At 70.9% G+C, this 17584-nt stretch carries 16 protein-coding genes; 5 read left to right on the top strand and 11 right to left on the bottom strand.

The window, feature by feature from the left end:
- Positions 1 to 88 precede the first annotated feature (88 nt).
- On the top strand, positions 89 to 2431 hold the full coding sequence (locus ACZ45E_RS14645) for a ribonucleoside-diphosphate reductase subunit alpha (RefSeq protein WP_468220613.1): 2343 nt from the start codon (positions 89 to 91) through the stop codon (positions 2429 to 2431).
- A complete protein-coding gene (locus tag ACZ45E_RS14640) occupies positions 2431 to 3468 on the top strand; it encodes a ribonucleotide-diphosphate reductase subunit beta (RefSeq protein ID WP_468220611.1) in 1038 nt (345 codons plus the stop codon). The genes ACZ45E_RS14645 and ACZ45E_RS14640 overlap by 1 nt, the downstream gene beginning before the upstream one ends.
- A gap of 52 nt (positions 3469 to 3520) precedes the next feature.
- Here the strand turns inward: ACZ45E_RS14640 and ACZ45E_RS14635 are convergent, their stop codons facing one another.
- Positions 3521 to 3697, bottom strand: a complete 177-nt coding sequence (locus ACZ45E_RS14635) for a hypothetical protein (RefSeq protein WP_468220609.1) — start codon at positions 3695 to 3697, stop codon at positions 3521 to 3523.
- A gap of 94 nt (positions 3698 to 3791) precedes the next feature.
- On the opposite strand from ACZ45E_RS14635, the gene ACZ45E_RS14630 reads away from it, so the two are divergent.
- Entirely contained in the window at positions 3792 to 4754 is a 963-nt protein-coding gene (locus ACZ45E_RS14630) for a GlxA family transcriptional regulator (RefSeq protein WP_468220607.1), read from the top strand.
- 23 nt (positions 4755 to 4777) lie between these two features.
- Here ACZ45E_RS14630 and ACZ45E_RS14625 read toward each other — a convergent pair whose 3' ends face one another.
- From ACZ45E_RS14625 to ACZ45E_RS14580, 10 genes are all read right to left on the bottom strand, one after another.
- On the bottom strand, positions 4778 to 6145 hold the full coding sequence (locus ACZ45E_RS14625) for a bifunctional albaflavenone monooxygenase/terpene synthase (RefSeq protein ID WP_468220605.1): 1368 nt from the start codon (positions 6143 to 6145) through the stop codon (positions 4778 to 4780).
- Complete coding sequence (locus ACZ45E_RS14620; protein WP_468220603.1) at positions 6142 to 7227, bottom strand: terpene synthase family protein; 1086 nt, start codon at positions 7225 to 7227, stop codon at positions 6142 to 6144. Before ACZ45E_RS14620 ends, ACZ45E_RS14625 begins: the two co-directional genes overlap by 4 nt.
- A gap of 304 nt (positions 7228 to 7531) precedes the next feature.
- The gene (gene def, locus ACZ45E_RS14615; protein ID WP_468220602.1) at positions 7532 to 8182 is read right to left on the bottom strand and encodes a peptide deformylase; all 651 of its coding nucleotides are present in this window, start codon (positions 8180 to 8182) and stop codon (positions 7532 to 7534) included.
- A 91-nt stretch (positions 8183 to 8273) separates the two neighbouring features.
- Entirely contained in the window at positions 8274 to 9254 is a 981-nt protein-coding gene (locus tag ACZ45E_RS14610) for a tetratricopeptide repeat protein (protein ID WP_404217332.1), read from the bottom strand.
- Positions 9255 to 9350: 96 nt separating this feature from the next.
- A complete protein-coding gene (locus tag ACZ45E_RS14605) occupies positions 9351 to 10541 on the bottom strand; it encodes an HD-GYP domain-containing protein (protein WP_468220783.1) in 1191 nt (396 codons plus the stop codon).
- 119 nt (positions 10542 to 10660) lie between these two features.
- A complete protein-coding gene (locus ACZ45E_RS14600; RefSeq protein WP_468220598.1) occupies positions 10661 to 11992 on the bottom strand; it encodes an HD-GYP domain-containing protein in 1332 nt (443 codons plus the stop codon).
- A gap of 177 nt (positions 11993 to 12169) precedes the next feature.
- Positions 12170 to 12460, bottom strand: a complete 291-nt coding sequence (rsrA, locus tag ACZ45E_RS14595) for a mycothiol system anti-sigma-R factor (protein WP_468220596.1) — start codon at positions 12458 to 12460, stop codon at positions 12170 to 12172.
- Positions 12457 to 13140, bottom strand: a complete 684-nt coding sequence (sigR, locus tag ACZ45E_RS14590; protein WP_468220594.1) for an RNA polymerase sigma factor SigR — start codon at positions 13138 to 13140, stop codon at positions 12457 to 12459. The genes rsrA and sigR overlap by 4 nt, the downstream gene beginning before the upstream one ends.
- 240 nt (positions 13141 to 13380) lie before the next feature.
- Positions 13381 to 14016: an alpha/beta hydrolase family protein gene (locus ACZ45E_RS14585; RefSeq protein ID WP_468220593.1), complete on the bottom strand. Its 636-nt coding sequence runs from the start codon at positions 14014 to 14016 to the stop codon at positions 13381 to 13383.
- A 511-nt stretch (positions 14017 to 14527) separates the two neighbouring features.
- Positions 14528 to 15343, bottom strand: a complete 816-nt coding sequence (locus ACZ45E_RS14580) for an SOS response-associated peptidase (protein ID WP_468220590.1) — start codon at positions 15341 to 15343, stop codon at positions 14528 to 14530.
- Positions 15344 to 15480: 137 nt separating this feature from the next.
- Between ACZ45E_RS14580 and ACZ45E_RS14575 the strand changes: the two genes are divergently transcribed.
- Both ACZ45E_RS14575 and aroA read left to right on the top strand, forming a co-directional pair.
- Positions 15481 to 16182: a M50 family metallopeptidase gene (locus ACZ45E_RS14575; RefSeq protein ID WP_468220589.1), complete on the top strand. Its 702-nt coding sequence runs from the start codon at positions 15481 to 15483 to the stop codon at positions 16180 to 16182.
- A gap of 36 nt (positions 16183 to 16218) precedes the next feature.
- The gene (gene aroA / locus ACZ45E_RS14570) at positions 16219 to 17574 is read left to right on the top strand and encodes a 3-phosphoshikimate 1-carboxyvinyltransferase (protein ID WP_468220586.1); all 1356 of its coding nucleotides are present in this window, start codon (positions 16219 to 16221) and stop codon (positions 17572 to 17574) included.
- Positions 17575 to 17584: the final 10 nt, after the last annotated feature.

Genomic DNA, 17584 nt, shown 5'->3' with positions numbered 1-17584 from the left:
TGGGCCGGTGACGACGGCGCCCTCCGTGCGCGCCCGAGCCACTCCCCCCTCCCCGCAGGCCTTGAGCCGAGCGAGGGAGAGCCCCCACGTGACCATCGCGCCGCCCGCCGAACCGGTCTCAGCCGCACCGCACGACGCTCCGGGCACCGCGCTGCTGCGCACCCTGACCGAGCTGACCGCCGACCTCCCCGGCGCCGACCCCGGCCGGGTCGCCGGCGCCGCGCTGCGCGGCCGCAGCGCCCGCGCCGACGAGGCCGAGCTGCGCGAACTCGCCACCGAGGCCGCCGCGGGGCTGATCTCCGAGGACCCCGTCTACTCCCGGCTCGCCGCCCGCCTCCTCACGCTCTCCGTCGCCGCCGAGGCCGCCTCGCAGGGCGTCACCTCCTTCACCGGCTCCGTCGCCGTCGGCCACCGCGAGGGCCTGATCGCCGACTCCACCGCCGAGTTCGTCCGCGTACACGCCACGCGGCTCGACGCGCTCGTCGACACCCGGGCCGACGACCGCTTCGGCTACTTCGGCCTGCGCACCCTGTACAGCCGCTACCTGCTGCGCCACCCGCTCACCCGCCGCGTCATCGAGACCCCGCAGCACTTCATGCTGCGCGTCGCCAGCGGGCTCGCCGAGGACCACAGCGACCACGCCGTCGACGAAGTCGCCGCGCTGTACGGCCTGATGAGCCGCCTCGACTACCTCCCCTCCTCCCCCACCCTCTTCAACTCCGGCACCCGGCACCCGCAGATGTCGAGCTGCTACCTGCTCGACTCCCCGCTGGACGAGCTCGACTCGATCTACGACCGCTACCACCAGGTGGCCCGCCTCTCCAAGCACGCCGGCGGCATCGGTCTCTCGTACTCCCGCATCCGCAGCCGGGGCTCCCTGATCCGCGGCACGAACGGGCACTCCAACGGGATCGTGCCGTTCCTGAAGACCCTCGACGCGTCGGTCGCCGCCGTGAACCAGGGCGGGCGCCGCAAGGGCGCGGCCGCCGTCTACCTGGAGACGTGGCACTCCGACATCGAGGAGTTCCTTGAGCTGCGCGACAACACCGGCGAGGACGCGCGCCGCACCCACAACCTCAACCTCGCGCACTGGATCCCCGACGAGTTCATGCGCCGGGTCGCCGACGGCGCCGACTGGTCGCTGTTCTCACCGGCCGACGTGCCGGAGCTGGTCGACCTGTACGGCGCCGAGTTCGAGGCCGCGTACCGGAAGGCCGAGGCCGAGGGGAAGGCGCTGAAGACCATCCCCGCACGGGACCTGTACGGCCGCATGATGCGCACCCTCGCGCAGACCGGCAACGGCTGGATGACCTTCAAGGACGCCGCCAACCGCACCGCCAACCAGACCGCGGAGCCCGGCCACACCGTCCACTCCTCGAACCTGTGCACCGAGATCCTTGAGGTCACGGACGACGGGGAGACCGCCGTCTGCAACCTCGGCTCGGTCAATCTCGGGGCGTTCGTGGCCGACGGTGACATCGACTGGGAGCGGCTCGACGAGACCGTCCGCACCGCCGTCACCTTCCTCGACCGCGTGGTCGACATCAACTTCTACCCGACCGAGCAGGCGGGCCGCTCCAACGCCCGCTGGCGCCCGGTCGGCCTCGGCGCCATGGGCCTCCAGGACGTCTTCTTCAAGCTGCGCCTCCCCTTCGACTCGCCGCGGGCCAAGGCCCTCTCGACGCGGATCGCCGAGCGCATCATGCTCGCCGCGTACGAGGCGTCGGCCGACCTCGCCGAGCGCAACGGCCCGCTGCCCGCCTGGGAGAAGACCCGCACCGCCCGCGGCGTCCTGCACCCCGACCACTACGACACCGAACTCACCTGGCCGCAGCGGTGGGCCGCGCTGCGGGAACGTATCGCCACCGTCGGCATGCGCAACTCGCTGCTGCTGGCCATCGCGCCCACCGCCACCATCGCCTCCATCGCGGGCGTCTACGAGTGCATCGAGCCGCAGGTCTCCAACCTGTTCAAGCGCGAGACGCTGTCCGGCGAGTTCCTCCAGGTCAACTCCTACCTCGTCGACGAGCTGAAGCAACTCGGCGTGTGGGACGCGCAGACCCGGGAGGCGCTGCGCGAGTCCAGCGGCTCGGTGCAGGGCCTCACCTGGATCCCGGAGGAGGTCCGCGCCCTGTACCGCACGGCGTGGGAGCTTCCGCAGCGCGGCCTCATCGACATGGCGGCGGCGCGCACCCCGTTCCTCGACCAGGCCCAGTCCCTCAACCTGTTCCTGGAGACGCCGACCATCGGCAAGCTCTCCTCGATGTACGCGTACGCCTGGAAGTCGGGCCTGAAGACGACGTACTACCTGCGCTCGCGCCCCGCGACGCGCATCGCAAGGGCCGCGGCCCGGGTGCCGGTCCAGATGACCGAGCCCGACGCCGTCGCCTGCTCCCTGGAAAACCCCGAGTCCTGCGAGGCCTGCCAGTAATGACGGACACCACCCGTGAGAAGAACCTGCTCGACCCGGGCTTCGAACTGACCCTGCGCCCCATGCGCTACCCGGACTTCTACGAGCGCTACCGGGACGCCATCAAGAACACCTGGACCGTCGAGGAGGTCGACCTCCACTCGGACGTGGCCGACCTCGCGAAGCTGTCGCCGGGCGAGCAGCACATGATCGGCCGCCTCGTCGCGTTCTTCGCGACCGGTGACTCGATCGTCGCCAACAACCTGGTCCTGACGCTCTACAAGCACATCAACTCCCCCGAGGCGCGCCTGTACCTCTCGCGCCAGCTCTTCGAGGAGGCCGTGCACGTCCAGTTCTATCTGACGCTCCTTGACACGTATCTGCCCGACCCGGAGGACCGGACGGCGGCGTTCGCGGCGGTCGAGAACATCGCGTCCATCCGGGAGAAGGCCGAGTTCTGCTTCAAGTGGATGGCCGCGTTCGACGGAACGGAGGGGGTCGAGAAGCTCGACCGCCTGGAGACCCAGGCGGACCGCCGCCGCTTCCTGCTCAACCTGATCTGCTTCGCGGCGTGCATCGAGGGACTCTTCTTCTACGGTGCCTTCGCCTACGTCTACTGGTTCCGCTCGCGGGGGCTGCTGCACGGCCTGGCGACCGGCACCAACTGGGTCTTCCGTGACGAGACGATGCACATGAGCTTCGCCTTCGACGTGGTCGACACGGTGCGCAAGGAGGAGCCGGAGCTCTTCGACGAGGCGCTGGAGCAGCAGGTCACCGACATGCTGCGGGAGGCGGTCGAGGCCGAGCTGCAGTTCGGGCGCGACCTGTGCGGGGAGGGGCTGCCGGGCATGAACACCGACTCGATGCGGCAGTACCTGGAGTGCGTCGCCGACCAGCGCCTCCAGCGCCTCGGCTTCGCGCCGGTCTACGGCTCGGAGAACCCGTTCTCCTTCATGGAGCTCCAGGGCGTCCAGGAGCTGACCAACTTCTTCGAGCGGCGGCCCTCGGCGTACCAGGTGGCGGTCGAGGGGTCCGTCGGCTTCGACGAGGAGTTCTAGGCCCGGGAGTTCCAGGCCCGGGAGTTCCCGGTCCGGGAGTTCCAGGTCTTGGCTAGGCGACCTTGGCGAACCCGGCGCGGGGGGCGAGGAGTTCGGCGTTCTCGGCCGCCTGCCGCGCCCTGCGGATCTGCCGGTCGACGCGTCGGTCGTGGGCGGCGCCGTACAGGGACGGGGCGGCGAGGAGGAGGAAGACGAAGAGGACGGTGAGGTAGTTCATCGCTGTGTTCATGTCCTCTACTCTCCCGCCGTCCGCACCCTCGCGGCAGTGGCAGTTCCGTCACTGCCCCTCGAATTCCTGCCAGCTCTGCGGCACACTGGCGGGCATGCTGAAGAACGTGGCCGCAGTGCTGCTCGACGGTGTGCACCCCTTCGAACTCGGCGTCGTCTGCGAGGTGTTCGGCCTCGACCGGAGCGACGCGGGGCTCCCGGTGTACGACTTCGCGGTCGCCTCCACGGAGGGGCCCTCGCTCACCACCCACGTGCCGGGGATGACGGTCTCCACCCCGCACGGCCTGGAACGCCTCGAAGAGGCCGACCTCATCACGATCCCCTCGGCGGGGCGGCGGTTCGACCGGTACCCGCCGGAGCTGCTCGACGCGCTGCGACGGGCGGTCGACCGGGGCGCACGCGTGCTCAGCCTGTGCGCGGGGGTGTTCGTGCTCGGGGAGGCCGGACTGCTCGACGGACGCCGCTGCGCGGTCCACTGGCGGTACGCGCGTGAGCTCGCCGTCAGGTATCCGCGCACCCGGGTCGACCCCGACGTCCTGTACGTCGACGCGGGCCCGGTGATCACTTCCGCGGGCACCGCCGCGGGCATCGACGCGTGCCTGCACATCGTGCGTACCGAGCACGGCTCCGCGGTGGCCAACGCGATCGCCCGCCGCATGGTCGTGCCGCCGCACCGTGACGGCGGCCAGGCCCAGTACGTGGAACGCCCGTTGCCGGCGACGCGCTGCGACACGGTGGGCGAGGTGCTGGCCTGGATGGAGCGGAACCTGGAGGCGCCGGTGACCGTGGAGGAGCTCGCGGCGCGGGCGCACATGTCGCCGCGTACCTTCGCGCGCCGCTTCCAGCAGGAGACGGGCACGACGCCGTACCGCTGGCTGCTGCGCCAACGGGTGCTGTTCGCGCAGGAGTTGCTGGAGCGTACCGACGAGACGGTGGACGCGATCGCCTACCGCGCGGGGTTCGGCAACGCGGCGGCGATGCGGCATCAGTTCATGAAGGCGCTGGGCACGACGCCCAACGCCTTCCGCAGGACCTTCCGGGTGCGGCTGGCGAGCTAGCCACGCTCCTCCGGCGCCGGGGCTCAGCCGCGGGCCTCCACCCGCAGCAGGGCCCGCCTCGGCTGGAGCGTGATCCCGATGCGGGCGGAACCGTCCGTCTCCGGGGTCGGGACGAGCCGCCACCGGGCGACCACCGTGCCCAGGATCAGGGCGAGTTCGGCCATGCTGAAGTGGTCGCCGGGGCACTTGCGGTTGCCGACGCTGAACGGAGCGTGGGCCGCGGGCGTGACGTCCGCGGCGCGCTCGGGGAGCCAGCGGTCGGGGTCGAAGGCCAGAGGGTCGGTGAACGCGCGCGGGTCGCGCTGGATCGCCAGCGGACTGTAGACGATGTCGGATCCGGCTGGAATGCGATACCCGCCGAGCGTCGTGTCGACGACGGCGAGCCGCGTCAATATCCAGACAGCAGGCCGAATCCGCATCGACTCGGTGAGGAGATTCCGCATATATGCGAGCTCCTTGAGGTGACCGAAAGCGACCGGACGACCGGCCGTCACGGATTCAACCTCCGCGGACAACCGCCTTTCCTGCTCGGGATGTTCGGCGAGTAGCTGGAACACCCACGTCAGGGTCTTCGCGACATTTTCGGCACCGGCCACGACGAGGGAGACGACCTGATCGTGCACCTCCTGCTCGTTGACGGTTTCACCATTCTCGTCGCGGTCGTCGAGCAAAGCCCCGAGAAGGTCGCCCGGATTGCTTCCCGACGCCCTTCGCTCGGCGATGATCTCGTCGACCAGCCGATGCAAATCGGCCAGTGCGTTCTCGAATCGCCTATTGGCGGGAGTGGGCAGCCGGTACAACGGGCCGAAGGAAAGGATCATCCTCCGGTACAGGCCCTCGAACACGGTGTGCAGCGCCGCGCTCAGCCGGTCGGCCCGCTCGCCGACGGACTCGACCTGGAGCACCGAGCGGGCCACGATCCGGGTCGCCGTGCGGAACACCTCGGCCGCGATGTCGACGGTCTGCCCGTCGGTCCACCGCGCGGCCATGGCCCGTGCCTCCTCCTCCATCACGGCCGCGTACTCGTGGATCTTGTCCATCCTGAACGCGGGCTGGACGGTCCGGCGCTGGCGCCGGTGCAGCGGCCCGTTGCTGGTCGCCACGCCCTTGCCGAGCAGGACGCCCATCGTCTCCCAGAGCACCCCTCCGACCAGGTAGTCCGGGCTCTTGAGCAGGGTGGCCACCAGCTCGGGGTCGCAGACCGCATAGGCCGTCCTCGGGCCCAGTTTCAGCCGGACCACGTCGCCGCCGTCGCGCAGCCGGGTGAGGAAGCCGAGCGGGTCGCGCAGCAGGTTCCAGGCGTGGCCCAGCAGGGGTGCGCCGCCGGGGGCGAGCGGCGGCCGGGCGGGGTCCGTGCCGGGCGGGGCGGGCAGGGCCGATCCGACCGTCATGCGCACTCACCTACCTGGTCGTTCTGTTCGGTCGTCTCGTCGTCGGTGATGTAGGGCGGGGTCGCCCGGTCGTCCCAGCTGTCCACCGCGTACCGGCCCGATTCGTGGTGGAACCAGTACACGGAGCTGAACCAGTTCCGCATATTGCCCACGCACGACCTGATGGCCGTCGCGAGTTCCGCTCCGTGTGGTCCGATGTTCTCGGTCGCAATGGCGAGTTGCTCGACCTCCGCCTCCGCGGCGAGGAAATCCTCGATGGTTCCCTCGACCCTTCGGCGGACTTCCGCTATCGCCTGCCACAGGGAAAGCCCTTCGTGTTTGATGAGGCTTATCCCGAGGTTGTGCAATTCGTCGCCCGCGAGTTCCTTGGGCAGCGAGCACAAATCGTTGTACCAGGCGGCAAAATCCTGGCAGGCGAGCGCCGCGCGCTGGTACGCCTCATTCCTCCGCACCCATGTGGGGAGTTCGTACTGTGCGGTCGGCTCCAGCAGATCGAGCCATATCCAGTGCGCGAACGTATTCCTGCGCAAGGCTATGTACTCGTCGACGGTCGGGACCGTACCCGTCATCCGATTGTGGAATTCCTGGTCGTACGCGTCGATCACCACATGGAAGTGGCGGGCGAACCGCGCGCTCCATGTCCGGCTCAGCGAGCCGTAGAGGCGCTCGACGCTCTCGGCGAAGCCCGCGACCACGGGATCCTTGTGGTGCCGGTGAAGCTGTGGGGCTTCGGTGGCCGCGTGGAGCTGGACGGCGAGCCGCCGCCAGCTCGCCGTCCGGCCGTGGATCACGTCGCGGTCGTGGCGGTCGTCCCAGACGAAGAACCACGCGCTGTAGTCGCATATCGCGGACAGCACGTCGTTGGGCGCGCCTATGTAATACCCCGCCATCAAGTCCGTGTAGCACAGACCATCGGCATATTTCTGCACCTTCTCGGCAGGCATCAGGCGTTTTTCGAGCAGCCAGGACCGTGTCTTCTCCTGGAGCTTCGGCCAATAGGGGTGCAGATTACGAGGAAACCTGTCCTCGATCACCGGTAGCGCCAGCGCCGGTGGGACCGCTGTCTTCGGATAAGCAGGCACGAACAAACCCCTCTCTGCCGCCTGACGGCGTACGCCCTCCCGCAGTGCCGGGCGCGCGCCGTTGCGTATCCCCGCGCTTTCTATTCAGCACTACAACTGACCGTTCTGGGAACGGATTTGCTCCCCTCACTACCCCTGGTCGCCGGAATCGTCCCCTTACATGACTGAATATGGGTCACGCACGGCCGGTCCTGTTCGCACACCTGGGCGTACAGGCGACGGGTGCGGGCGCAGACGAGAGCGGCGCCCGGTTCGGAGTCATCCGTACCGGGCGCCGCTCGGCGCTCAACCGCCCCTTGGGACGCTAGTTGTTGGGGACCACCGGATAGCGCGGGGTGCCCTCCTCCATCTGCTTCAGGGCGTTCTTCCGCTCCCGCTTCGACAGCCGGTCGATGTACAGGTACCCGTACAGGTGGTCCGTCTCGTGCTGGAGGCAGCGCGCGAAGTACCCGGTGCCGCGCACCGTGATCGCGTTGCCCTTCTCGTCCTGCCCGGTGACCACCGCGTAGTCGGGGCGGGCCAGTTCCGCGTACGCGGTCGGCACGGAGAGGCAGCCCTCGTTGGAGTCGTCGAGCCGGCGCTGGTCGGCGGGCAGCTCGCGCAGCACCGGGTTGACGACGACGCCGGTGTGGCGCACGCCCTCGTCGTCCGGGCAGTCGTAGACGAAGACCTTGCGGTCGACGCCGATCTGGTTCGCGGCGAGGCCGACGCCCTCGGCGGCGCGCTGGCTGGCGAACATGTCGTCGACCAGCGCGGCCAGCTCGTCGTCGAACTCGGTCACGTCCTTGCACTCCTTGTGCAGGACGGGGTTCCCGACGACGGTGATCGGCCGCGACGTCCCGCGCTCCCGGTACGCCGCCTCGCGCGCCTCGCAGTCCTCGGTGTCGATGACGAAGCCCTCGTCGTCCACGGGGAGCACGCCCGCGCGCTGCTGATCGGTGTCCTGCTGGGCCATGACCGAGGTAAGCCTTCCTGGGATGTACGGGGAAACCCTTACAGGGTACGGGGACCCGCCCACGCCCCGTGCGGAGCGCCCTGCCGGGGGCCTAACAGACCTCTTCGAGGTCCCGCCAGTCCCGCGAGTCCGGCGAATCGGCGACCCACCCGTCGAGCAGCCCCCGTACGAGAGAGGCCGGCGCGGCCACCCCGCACTCGCGCTCCGGCACCCACAGCTGCCCGTCGGTGCGGTGCCCGAGCGGCCCGGGGTGCCCCGGCTCGCTGTGGTCGTGCGGATCGAGGTGCTCCCCGTCGCCCTCGTCGGACGGCATCCGCGACTCCGAGCACATCCGGCACAGCAGCCGCACCGAGGACGACCAGTCCTCGGCGGCGAACCCGGCATCGGCCGCGAGCCGCTCCAGCGCGTCCCGGTCGGACTCGGTGGCCGCCTCCAGGAGCACCACCCACGTCGGCACCGGCGACGGCGCCCACAGCTCGATCTCGTCGAAGACCGGGTACGAGTGCCCGGCCGCGATCGTCCGCTCGCCGTGCGGCACCCCGTCGTGCAGGACGACCTCGCCCCAGCGCCGCCCGGAGGAAGGCAGCGGGATGGAGAGCACCTCGATGCGCGCGGGGTCGAGCCTGCGCCCCCACACGACCTCGGCCTCGCCCTCCGGGGAGAGCCGCACCGCGGCGCTCCCCAGCTCCATCCCGGTCGGCTCGCCCGCGGCGGTGGCGCCACCGGGCACCTTCAGCCCGTACGCCTGCCAGGCCCGCCGGGCCAGCGGCCAGTCCTGCAGCGCGGTCGCGGCGATCCCCACGTTCCACCAGTCAGGGGCGCCCGTCTCGCGTTCGAGCAGCGCGACGGCGCGCAGGCCCGCGGTGCGCGCCTGCTCCCAGTCGTGCCGGAACTTGTGCAGCAGAGCGAGGTTGAACCAGGACTCCGACAGCCACGGCTCCAGGTCCGCGGCGCGGGTGAGCAGCGCTCCCGCGTCCTCGTAGCGCCCGTCCCCGATCAGCGTGAACGCACGATCTGTGGCCTGCCGCCACGAGGCGGAGGGCCGGTGTCGTCCCTTGCCGAAGATCCTCACGATTCCCGCCTGCCGATATTCGAGGCCCGTGCCCCCGGACACCCTCTTCTTCGCATCCAACCACGTACGGTCGGACGCCCGCTCATTACCCATGGGTTACCCAGCCGACCCTAGGCTCAGACCGGGGTCCGCGACCACTCTGGCCAGTGCCTCCACGACCTCGGGCTGGTAGTCGCGGCCGGTGCCGAGCCGCAGTCGTTCCAAGGCCGCGAGCGGCCCCTGCGGGCCCTCTTCCCTCGCCATTTCCTCGTACGCGTTCGCTGTCCGCACAATCCGCGCGGCGAGCGGCTGCTCACGGTACGGATCGGCCTGCCGCTCCACCACCACGGCCACCTGGGCGTCCACCCCCGTCTGCCGGACGACGGCGCCGCCGAGCAGGGCGATACGGCGCTGCCGGTCGGGGGCGAGGCCCGCCGTCGCGCCCCGGGCGACCGGATCGAGGAGCGAGAGCTGTCCGATGTCGTGCATCAGGGCGGCGTACTCCAGCACGGTCAGATCCGGCCCGGAGAGCCCCAGCTCCCGCCCGACGGACCGGCTCAGCGCGGCCACCCGGTGGGCGTGCCCGTGCGGGGTGTACCCGGCGATCTCGGTGGCGCGCGCCAGCGAGGCGATGGTCTGCCGGTACGTGGCCCGGACGGCGGCGTAACGCCGGAAGGCCAGTTGGGTGAGGAGCAGCGGCAGACTGATGACGGGCAGCGCCCACAGCCCGGCCACGGCGACGGCGAGAGCCATGACGGCGCCGGTCGCGCAGACGGCGGAGCCGATCCCGGGCATCGCCCGCAGTTCGTCGCGCAGCAGCGGCCCGAACGGCCAGCGGGTGCGGGCGTGCGCCATGGCGGCGGCGAGCACGGCGTCGCACAGCGCGGTGAGGGCGAGCAGCCCGACGACGAGCAGCGCGTAGAGCGCCCCGTCGCCGAACCAGTCCTGCAACAGCCCGCGGTTGTAGAGCGGTTGGAAGCAGACGGCGGCGAAGCCGACGGTCAGCACGCGGCGGGCCATGTGGTCGAGCGAGGGCCCCTTCCCGCGCGCCACGTGCGGGACGCATCCGACGAGGGTGCCCGCGACGGTGATCGCGACGACCTGGAGCACTCCGTGCTGCGTGGGGTGCCCGGCCTCCTCGCCGAGCAGCGCGTACGCGAGCGCCCCGGCGGCGCCGAGCGGCGCGGCCTCCCGGTCGCCGCCGACGCCCCAGCGGGCGAGCTCCCCGACCATGACGAGGAGGCCGAAGGCGAGCGCGGCGCCGGGGTCGGACGGCCCGTGCCGCGCGGTGGAGCCGAGGGCGAGCAGGGTGAGGCAGCCGGCGGTCAGGTAGACGGCCACCACCGCCGCGGGCAGCCGGCCCGCACGGCGCAGCGGCCGGGTGAACCCGTCGGCGCCGGGCGCAGGCCCGGGCGACGCCCACCCCGTCACCGGGCGACCGCCCCGGGCACGGCCGCTCCTTCCGGGCGGGCGACGGGGGCCGCGCTCTCGTCGGCGGTGACCACGGGGTGCCACCCGTCCCGCCCGAGGACCCGCACCAGCGCCCGCACCATCACCGGGTCGAACTGCGATCCGGCGCACCGCTCCAGCTCCGCCAGGGCCACCGCGACGGGCCGTGCCCGGGAGTACGTACGCGTGGAGGTCATGGCGTCGAACGCGTCCGCCACCGCCACCACCCGGGCGAACTCCGGGATCTGCGCCCCCGCGAGCCCGTACGGGTACCCGCTGCCGTCGAGCCGCTCGTGGTGATGGAGGATCGCCGCCCGCGCCTCGCCCAGGAAACTGATGCCGCGCACCATCTCGTGCCCGTACTCCGGATGCAGCTGGATGACCTCGCGCTCCTCGGGCGTCAGCGGCCCGTCCTTGCGCAGCAGCCTGGTCGGTACGCCGAGCTTGCCCACGTCGTGCAGGATCCCGGCGAACCGCAGGATCTCCACCCGCTCGTCGGCCATGCCCAGCTCACGGGCGATCATCATGGACGCCTGCCCGACCCGCTCGCTGTGTCCGCGCGTGTACCCGTCCTTGATGTCGACGGCTTGTACGAGGGCGCGGATCGTCGCCTGGTGCGCGGCCCGCTCCCGCTGGTACTGGGCGAAGACCCAGCAGGAGATGTACATCGGCAGGAGCACGAGCAGCGCGGAGACAGGGCCGTACGAGCTCGCCCACAGGACCGTCATCAGCAGCCCCGCGAGGCCGTGCACGGTGACCGGCGCCAGTGACCGCAGGAACAGCCCGCGCCAGGCGGTGCGCAGCGGTACGCGCTCGGCCGCGGCGAGGATGCCGCCGTCGAGGAGGGTGAGCACGGCGCAGAGGGCGAGGAGCGCGGCGGCAGCGGGCCCGAGCGCGGACGGGATGCGGGCCCCGGCGGCGGCGTCCGGGCCGCCGAGCGCGCCGAAGACCTGCGCGGCCGCCCACATGCCCAGGGCGAGCCGGGCCACCCGCCACAGACGGCGCAGCCCCGCCGGGCGCTGTTCGACGCGGGCGAGGAGGGCGCCGGGTACGGCGACGAGCGCGGCGGCCGGAGGCGACAGCAGAAACGCTCCTGCAAGGAGCACGGGGAGGAAGGTGCCCATGCCCTTGGGGGCGCGGCGCCCGACGATCCGGCAGTGGCCGGCCTGCTCGCATCCGGCGTACACGCACGCGAGCAACGCGACCGCGCTCCACGAGGTGTCCGTTCGGAGGGCGGGCGCGGCGCACACGAGAGCGCCGACGACGGTGAGGAGGACGTACACACGGGCCACAGGCGGAACCGTCCGCATGCTCAACCCCCTCCCCGTGGCGTCCAGTTCACGGAGGATAGGACGCGTTCCACGCCACGAGGGCGGTATCACGGGGATTGCCGGGGCCTGAGGGCCCGGATTACCACGTTCGAGTGAACCCGGTGGCGAATGGTGCGAACTCCCGCACACGATGCGGGAGTTGTCCACACCCGCGGCTCACGCGAGGGGCGTGCCCTCTTCGGGCGTGGGCTGCCCGGAGCGGATCAGATCGATCCGCCCCATGACCTTCGCCCGGAGGTCGGTCGGCACGTCGTCATGCCCGCAGCACCGCTTGACCAGCTTCTTCACGGCCTGCTCCAGGCCGTACTTCTCCAGGCACGGGGAGCACTCCTCGAAGTGCACCTCGAACTTGGTGCAGTCGGAGTCCGGCATCTCATGGTCGAGAAACTCGTAGAGATGGTCGAGGACCTCACTGCAGTCCGTTTCGTGCGGCTCTCCGCAGCTCATGAGCCCGAGCCTTTCGCTTCGTTCGACTCTCCGGCGCCGGCCGGGACGAGCCCGCGGTCACGGGCGTAGTCCTCGAGCATGCCGCGCAGCTGGCGACGGCCCCTGTGCAGGCGGGACATCACCGTACCGATGGGTGTCCCCATGATGTCCGCGATCTCCTTGTACGCAAAGCCCTCGACGTCGGCGAGATAGACGGCGATGCGGAATTCCTCGGGGATCGCCTGCAGCGCTCGCTTCACGTCGGAGTCGGGCAGGTGGTCGAGGGCCTGGGACTCGGCCGAGCGCAGACCGGTCGACATGTGCGACTCCGCGCGCGCCAGCTGCCAGTCCTCGATCTCCTCGGCGGCACTGCGCTGGGGCTCGCGCTGCTTCTTGCGGTACGAGTTGATGAAGGTGTTCGTCAGGATCCGGTACAGCCATGCCTTGAGGTTCGTGCCCTCGCGGAACTGGTGGAACGACGCGTACGCCTTGGCATACGTCTCCTGCACCAGGTCCTCGGCGTCCGCCGGGTTGCGCGTCATGCGCAGCGCCGCCGAGTACATCTGGTCGAGGAACTCCAGCGCGTCCCGCTCGAAGCGCGCGCTGCGGGCAGCGGCGGTCTCCGTGCTCTCGGGGGTGCCGGGCTGCTCGTCCGCCTGGCCGTGTTCGGTCCCTGCGTCGGTCCCTGTGACCGGACCCACCTCCTCCAACGACGTCGCGAGACCCGAAGAGGTCCCACTCGAATCGGAGGATAGACGACGATCCGGTCCGCCCGCCGCCCGAATAGGAGCGGTCTTGGCCGCGCTCAGCACGCTCCACTCCAGTTCAGGAGTGGTGGCGCGGCTCGGGCAGATGGTCGAACCCATGCGGCGGACTTCCTCTCGTACGACTGTCACCGACGTACGCGACAACAGCCGCCCCGCACCCAACATTCCCAGCGCCTAACGGAGTGACCAAGTCCACGCGATCACGGCGTCGGTGAGGACGGCGAGGGCTTCCTCCTGGCTCGTCTCCGCGCGCTTGGGAATGGCGAACCCGTGATCCCCGTAGGCCACTTCGACGAGCTCGAACGTGCCGTCAGCCGGGAACTCGGCCGGCTTGCCGAACGGGTCGTTGCCACCCTGCACGACCAGGGTGGGCACTCCGGCGCCCAGCAGCTCATCGGCGCGGCTCTTCTCGGGCTTGCCCGGCGGATGCAACGGAAAGCTGAGGGCGAGCACACCGACGGCCCCCAACTCGGCAGCAGTCCGGCACGCGACACGGGCCCCCGCGCTCCGCCCCCCGGCGACCACGGGCACCCCACCCGCCACCAGAGCGGGCCAGACGCCGCGCCAGCCCACGTCCAGGGTCCTGGGCGCGGGCGCCACCTTCTTCCCGGCCACCCGCCAGGGCTGCTCCACAAGAGCGACGCTCACCCCGTGCCCCGGGAGAACGTCGGCGATCGCCCGCAGATCCCGCGCCTCGATCCCGCCACCGGCACCGTGACCGACAGCGAGAACAAGAGCGGGTGACGGGGCGGCATGCCAGGTGATACGGGCGTCACCGGCGTCGGTGGGCACGAGGTCGATACGGGTCACGGGATCATGGTGCCCCACGGAACCCACCCGGAGTCGAGGCGAGGACCACACGGGACACCCGGCACCGGGACCCAAGTACCGCGGCGCACCTGCAAGAAAACGTCGGGGACGAGCCGAGGCACACCCGCACCGGACCCACGCACCGGACGGGGTGCACCCGCGAGACGACATGAGGGGACATGCCGAGACACACCCGCACCGGACCCACGCACCGGACGGGGTACACCCGCGAGACGACATGAGGGAACGTGCCGAGACACACCCGCACCGGACCCACGCACCGGACGGGGTACACCCGCGAGACGACGTGAGGGGACGTGCCGGGGTGCCCCCGCAGGACTCCGCAGGAACCCAGCGCAGGACGACCCGCCTATGGCGTACAGCAGGCGAGGCAACCGATCCGGCCGAGGAGGCACCCCGGCACGGCCCCGCCACCACATCACCACAGACGGCGCACCCAGCCCGGCCGGAACAACCCGCCCGACCACCCCGACCCGCGACACCCCCCGAGTCAGAACAGGGTCACTTCCTCCGGCCCGTCCAGCTCCTTCAGAAGCTCCGGCCCGTTGTTACGCACATTGCTGACAGCCGTGGACACGGGGTACGCCCGCATCAGCCCCTCCGGCGGCGCCACAAGCAGGGACCGCAGCTCGTCCACGTCCGTCCGCTCAGGATCCAGCCACGCGTCCCACCGGTCGGGCGTCAGCATCAGAGGCATCCGCGGATGGATGTCGGCGAGCGACCGAGGCCCGCTCTCCGGCGCGACCCCGAGCGGACCGACCTCCGCCTCCGTCGTGATGACGGAGCACGTCACCCACCAGGCCAGCGGGTGCTCGTCCGGCAGCGTGCGATCGCGCCAGAACTCGTAGAGCCCGGCCATCGCGAACACCGACCCGTCCGCCGGCGTGACGAAGTACGGCTGCTTTCGCGGCCGCTTCTTCTTCCCCTCGACCTCCAGCTCTCGCTCCCCCGCCCCGGTCACCCACTCGTAATAGCCGTCGGCAGGCAGAACGCAGCGCCGCGTCGCGAAGGCCCGCCGGTACGACGGCTTCTCGTGCACGGTCTCGGCCCGCGCGTTGATCATCCGGGCGGCGCCCTCGGGCGTCTTCGCCCAGGAGGGCACGAGCCCCCACTTCAGTTTGCGCAGCTGGCGAACCGGACGCGGGTCCTCGGCGTCTTTCACCGGGCGATCGAGTACGGCGTAGACCTCTTTGGTGGGGGCCACGTTGAAGTCGGGCTCATGGGCCTCCTCCGGCTCCCACTTCTCGATCTCAAAGATTGCTGCGAGATCCTCGGGTCCACGGCTCGACGCATACCTTCCGCACATACGTGCCACAGTGCCAGAGCGACAAGGCGAAACACCAGAAAACCCAAAGCGCAAAAAAAGCACAACCCGCCCAAACCCACCCCCTTCAGAAGCCGACCCCCTCCACGACTAAACGGGAACCCGGGAGCACCAAAAACATGGACGCCAGCCTCTGGGACCGGATCTTCGGTACCCAGTCCGACCCCGACCAGTGGGTGGTCATAGCCACCGGCGTCGTCGCGCTGGCGGCGATCGTCCCGCACACCCTGTGGCGACTCTCACGGAACGCCATCACCATCGCCCACGAGGGCGGTCACGGCCTGGTGGCGCTGCTCATGGGCCGCAGACTCGACGGCATCCGGCTGCACTCGGACACCAGTGGTCTCACGGTCAGCCGCGGCAAACCGACCGGCCTGGGCATGATCCTGACGGCGGCGGCCGGATACACGGCCCCGCCGCTGCTCGGTCTGGGCGCCGCCGCGCTGCTCGGCCAGGGCCACATCACGCTCCTGCTCTGGCTGGCGACGGCCCTGCTGGTGGCGATGCTGGTGATGATCAGGAACGCGTACGGGGTGCTGACGGTGTTCGTCGCCGGCGGCGCGTTCGTCCTGGTCTCCTGGCTGACCGGCCCGCAGACGCAGGCGGCGTTCGCGTACGCGGTGGTCTGGTTCCTGCTCCTGGGCGGTGTGCGCCCGGCCTTCGAGCTGCAGGCGAAGCGCCACCGCGGCGGCGCCGGCGACTCGGACGCCGACCAGCTCTCGCGCCTCACGCACGTCCCCGCGGGAATGTGGCTCTTTTTCTTCCACGCCGTCTCACTGTGCTCACTGCTGGGCGGGGGCCGCTGGCTGCTCGGCCTGTGAAGAGGTGGCTCCGGGCGGGCCCACTAAAGTAAAGGCATGACCACGCACCCCGCGCCCACCGCCCTCTGGCCCGCCCCTCTCGCGAGCGGAGCCGTCGACGCGACCGTTTCGGTGCCGGGGTCCAAATCCGTCACCAACCGCGCCCTCGTCCTGGCCGCACTCGCCGCCGAGCCGGGCTGGCTGCGCCGCCCGCTGCGCTCCCGCGACACGCTGCTGATGGCGGGCGCGCTCCGCGCGATGGGCGTGGGTATCGAGGAGGGCGTGGGCCCGGACGGTTCGGGCGAGGCATGGCGGGTCATCCCGTCCGGTCTCCAGGGCCCCGCCACGATCGACGTGGGCAACGCGGGGACGGTCATGCGGTTCCTGCCGCCGGTCGCGGCGCTCGCCGACGGGCCGATCCGGTTCGACGGCGATCCCCGTTCGTACGAGCGGCCGCTGCACGGGGTGATCGACGCGCTGCGTGTGCTCGGCGCGCGGATCGACGACCAGGGCCGGGGCGCGCTGCCGCTGACGGTGCAGGGTGGCGGGGCGCTCGACGGTGGCCCGGTGGAGATCGACGCGTCGTCGTCCTCGCAGTTCGTGAGCGCGTTGCTGCTCTCGGGGCCGCGCTTCAACCAGGGTGTCGAGGTCCGCCACACCGGCTCCTCGCTGCCTTCCATGCCGCACATCCGGATGACGGTCGACATGCTGCGGGCGGTCGGCGCCCAGGTCGACACCCCTGAGTCGGGCGGCGAGGCCAATGTGTGGCGGGTGACGCCGGGGGCCCTGCTCGGCCGGGACATCGTGATCGAGCCGGACCTCTCCAACGCGCAGCCGTTCCTGGCCGCGGCGCTGGTCACCGGCGGCCGGGTGACCATTCCGGACTGGCCGACGCAGACGACGCAGCCCGGTGACGCGCTGCGCTCGATCTTCACGCGGATGGGCGGGGCCTGCGAACTGACCGAGCAGGGGCTCACGTTCACCGGCTCCGGCTCGGTCCACGGCATCGACGTGGACCTCGGCGAGGTCGGCGAGCTGACCCCGGGCATCGCGGCGGTCGCGGCCCTGGCCGACGGTCCCTCGACGCTGAGCGGCGTCGCGCACCTGCGGCTGCACGAGACGGACCGGCTGGCCGCGCTCACCAAGGAGATCAACGAGCTGGGCGGTGACGTGACGGAGACCGCCGACGGTCTGCACATCCGCCCGCGCACCCTGCACGGCGGGATCTTCCACACCTACGACGACCACCGCATGGCGACGGCGGGCGCGATCATCGGCCTGGCCGTGGACGGCGTACAGATCGAGAACGTGGCGACGACGGCCAAGACGCTGCCGGACTTCCCCGCCATGTGGACCTCCATGCTCGGGACCGAGGGCCTTGGCACCGACAGCCTCGGAACCGACAGGCCGTAGGGAACGTAGA

It is taken from the genome of Streptomyces sp. NPDC030991, from assembly GCF_055571235.1.
Note: the sequence above shows the minus strand (reverse complement) of the source record. Positions and strands in the feature narration are given on the sequence as shown.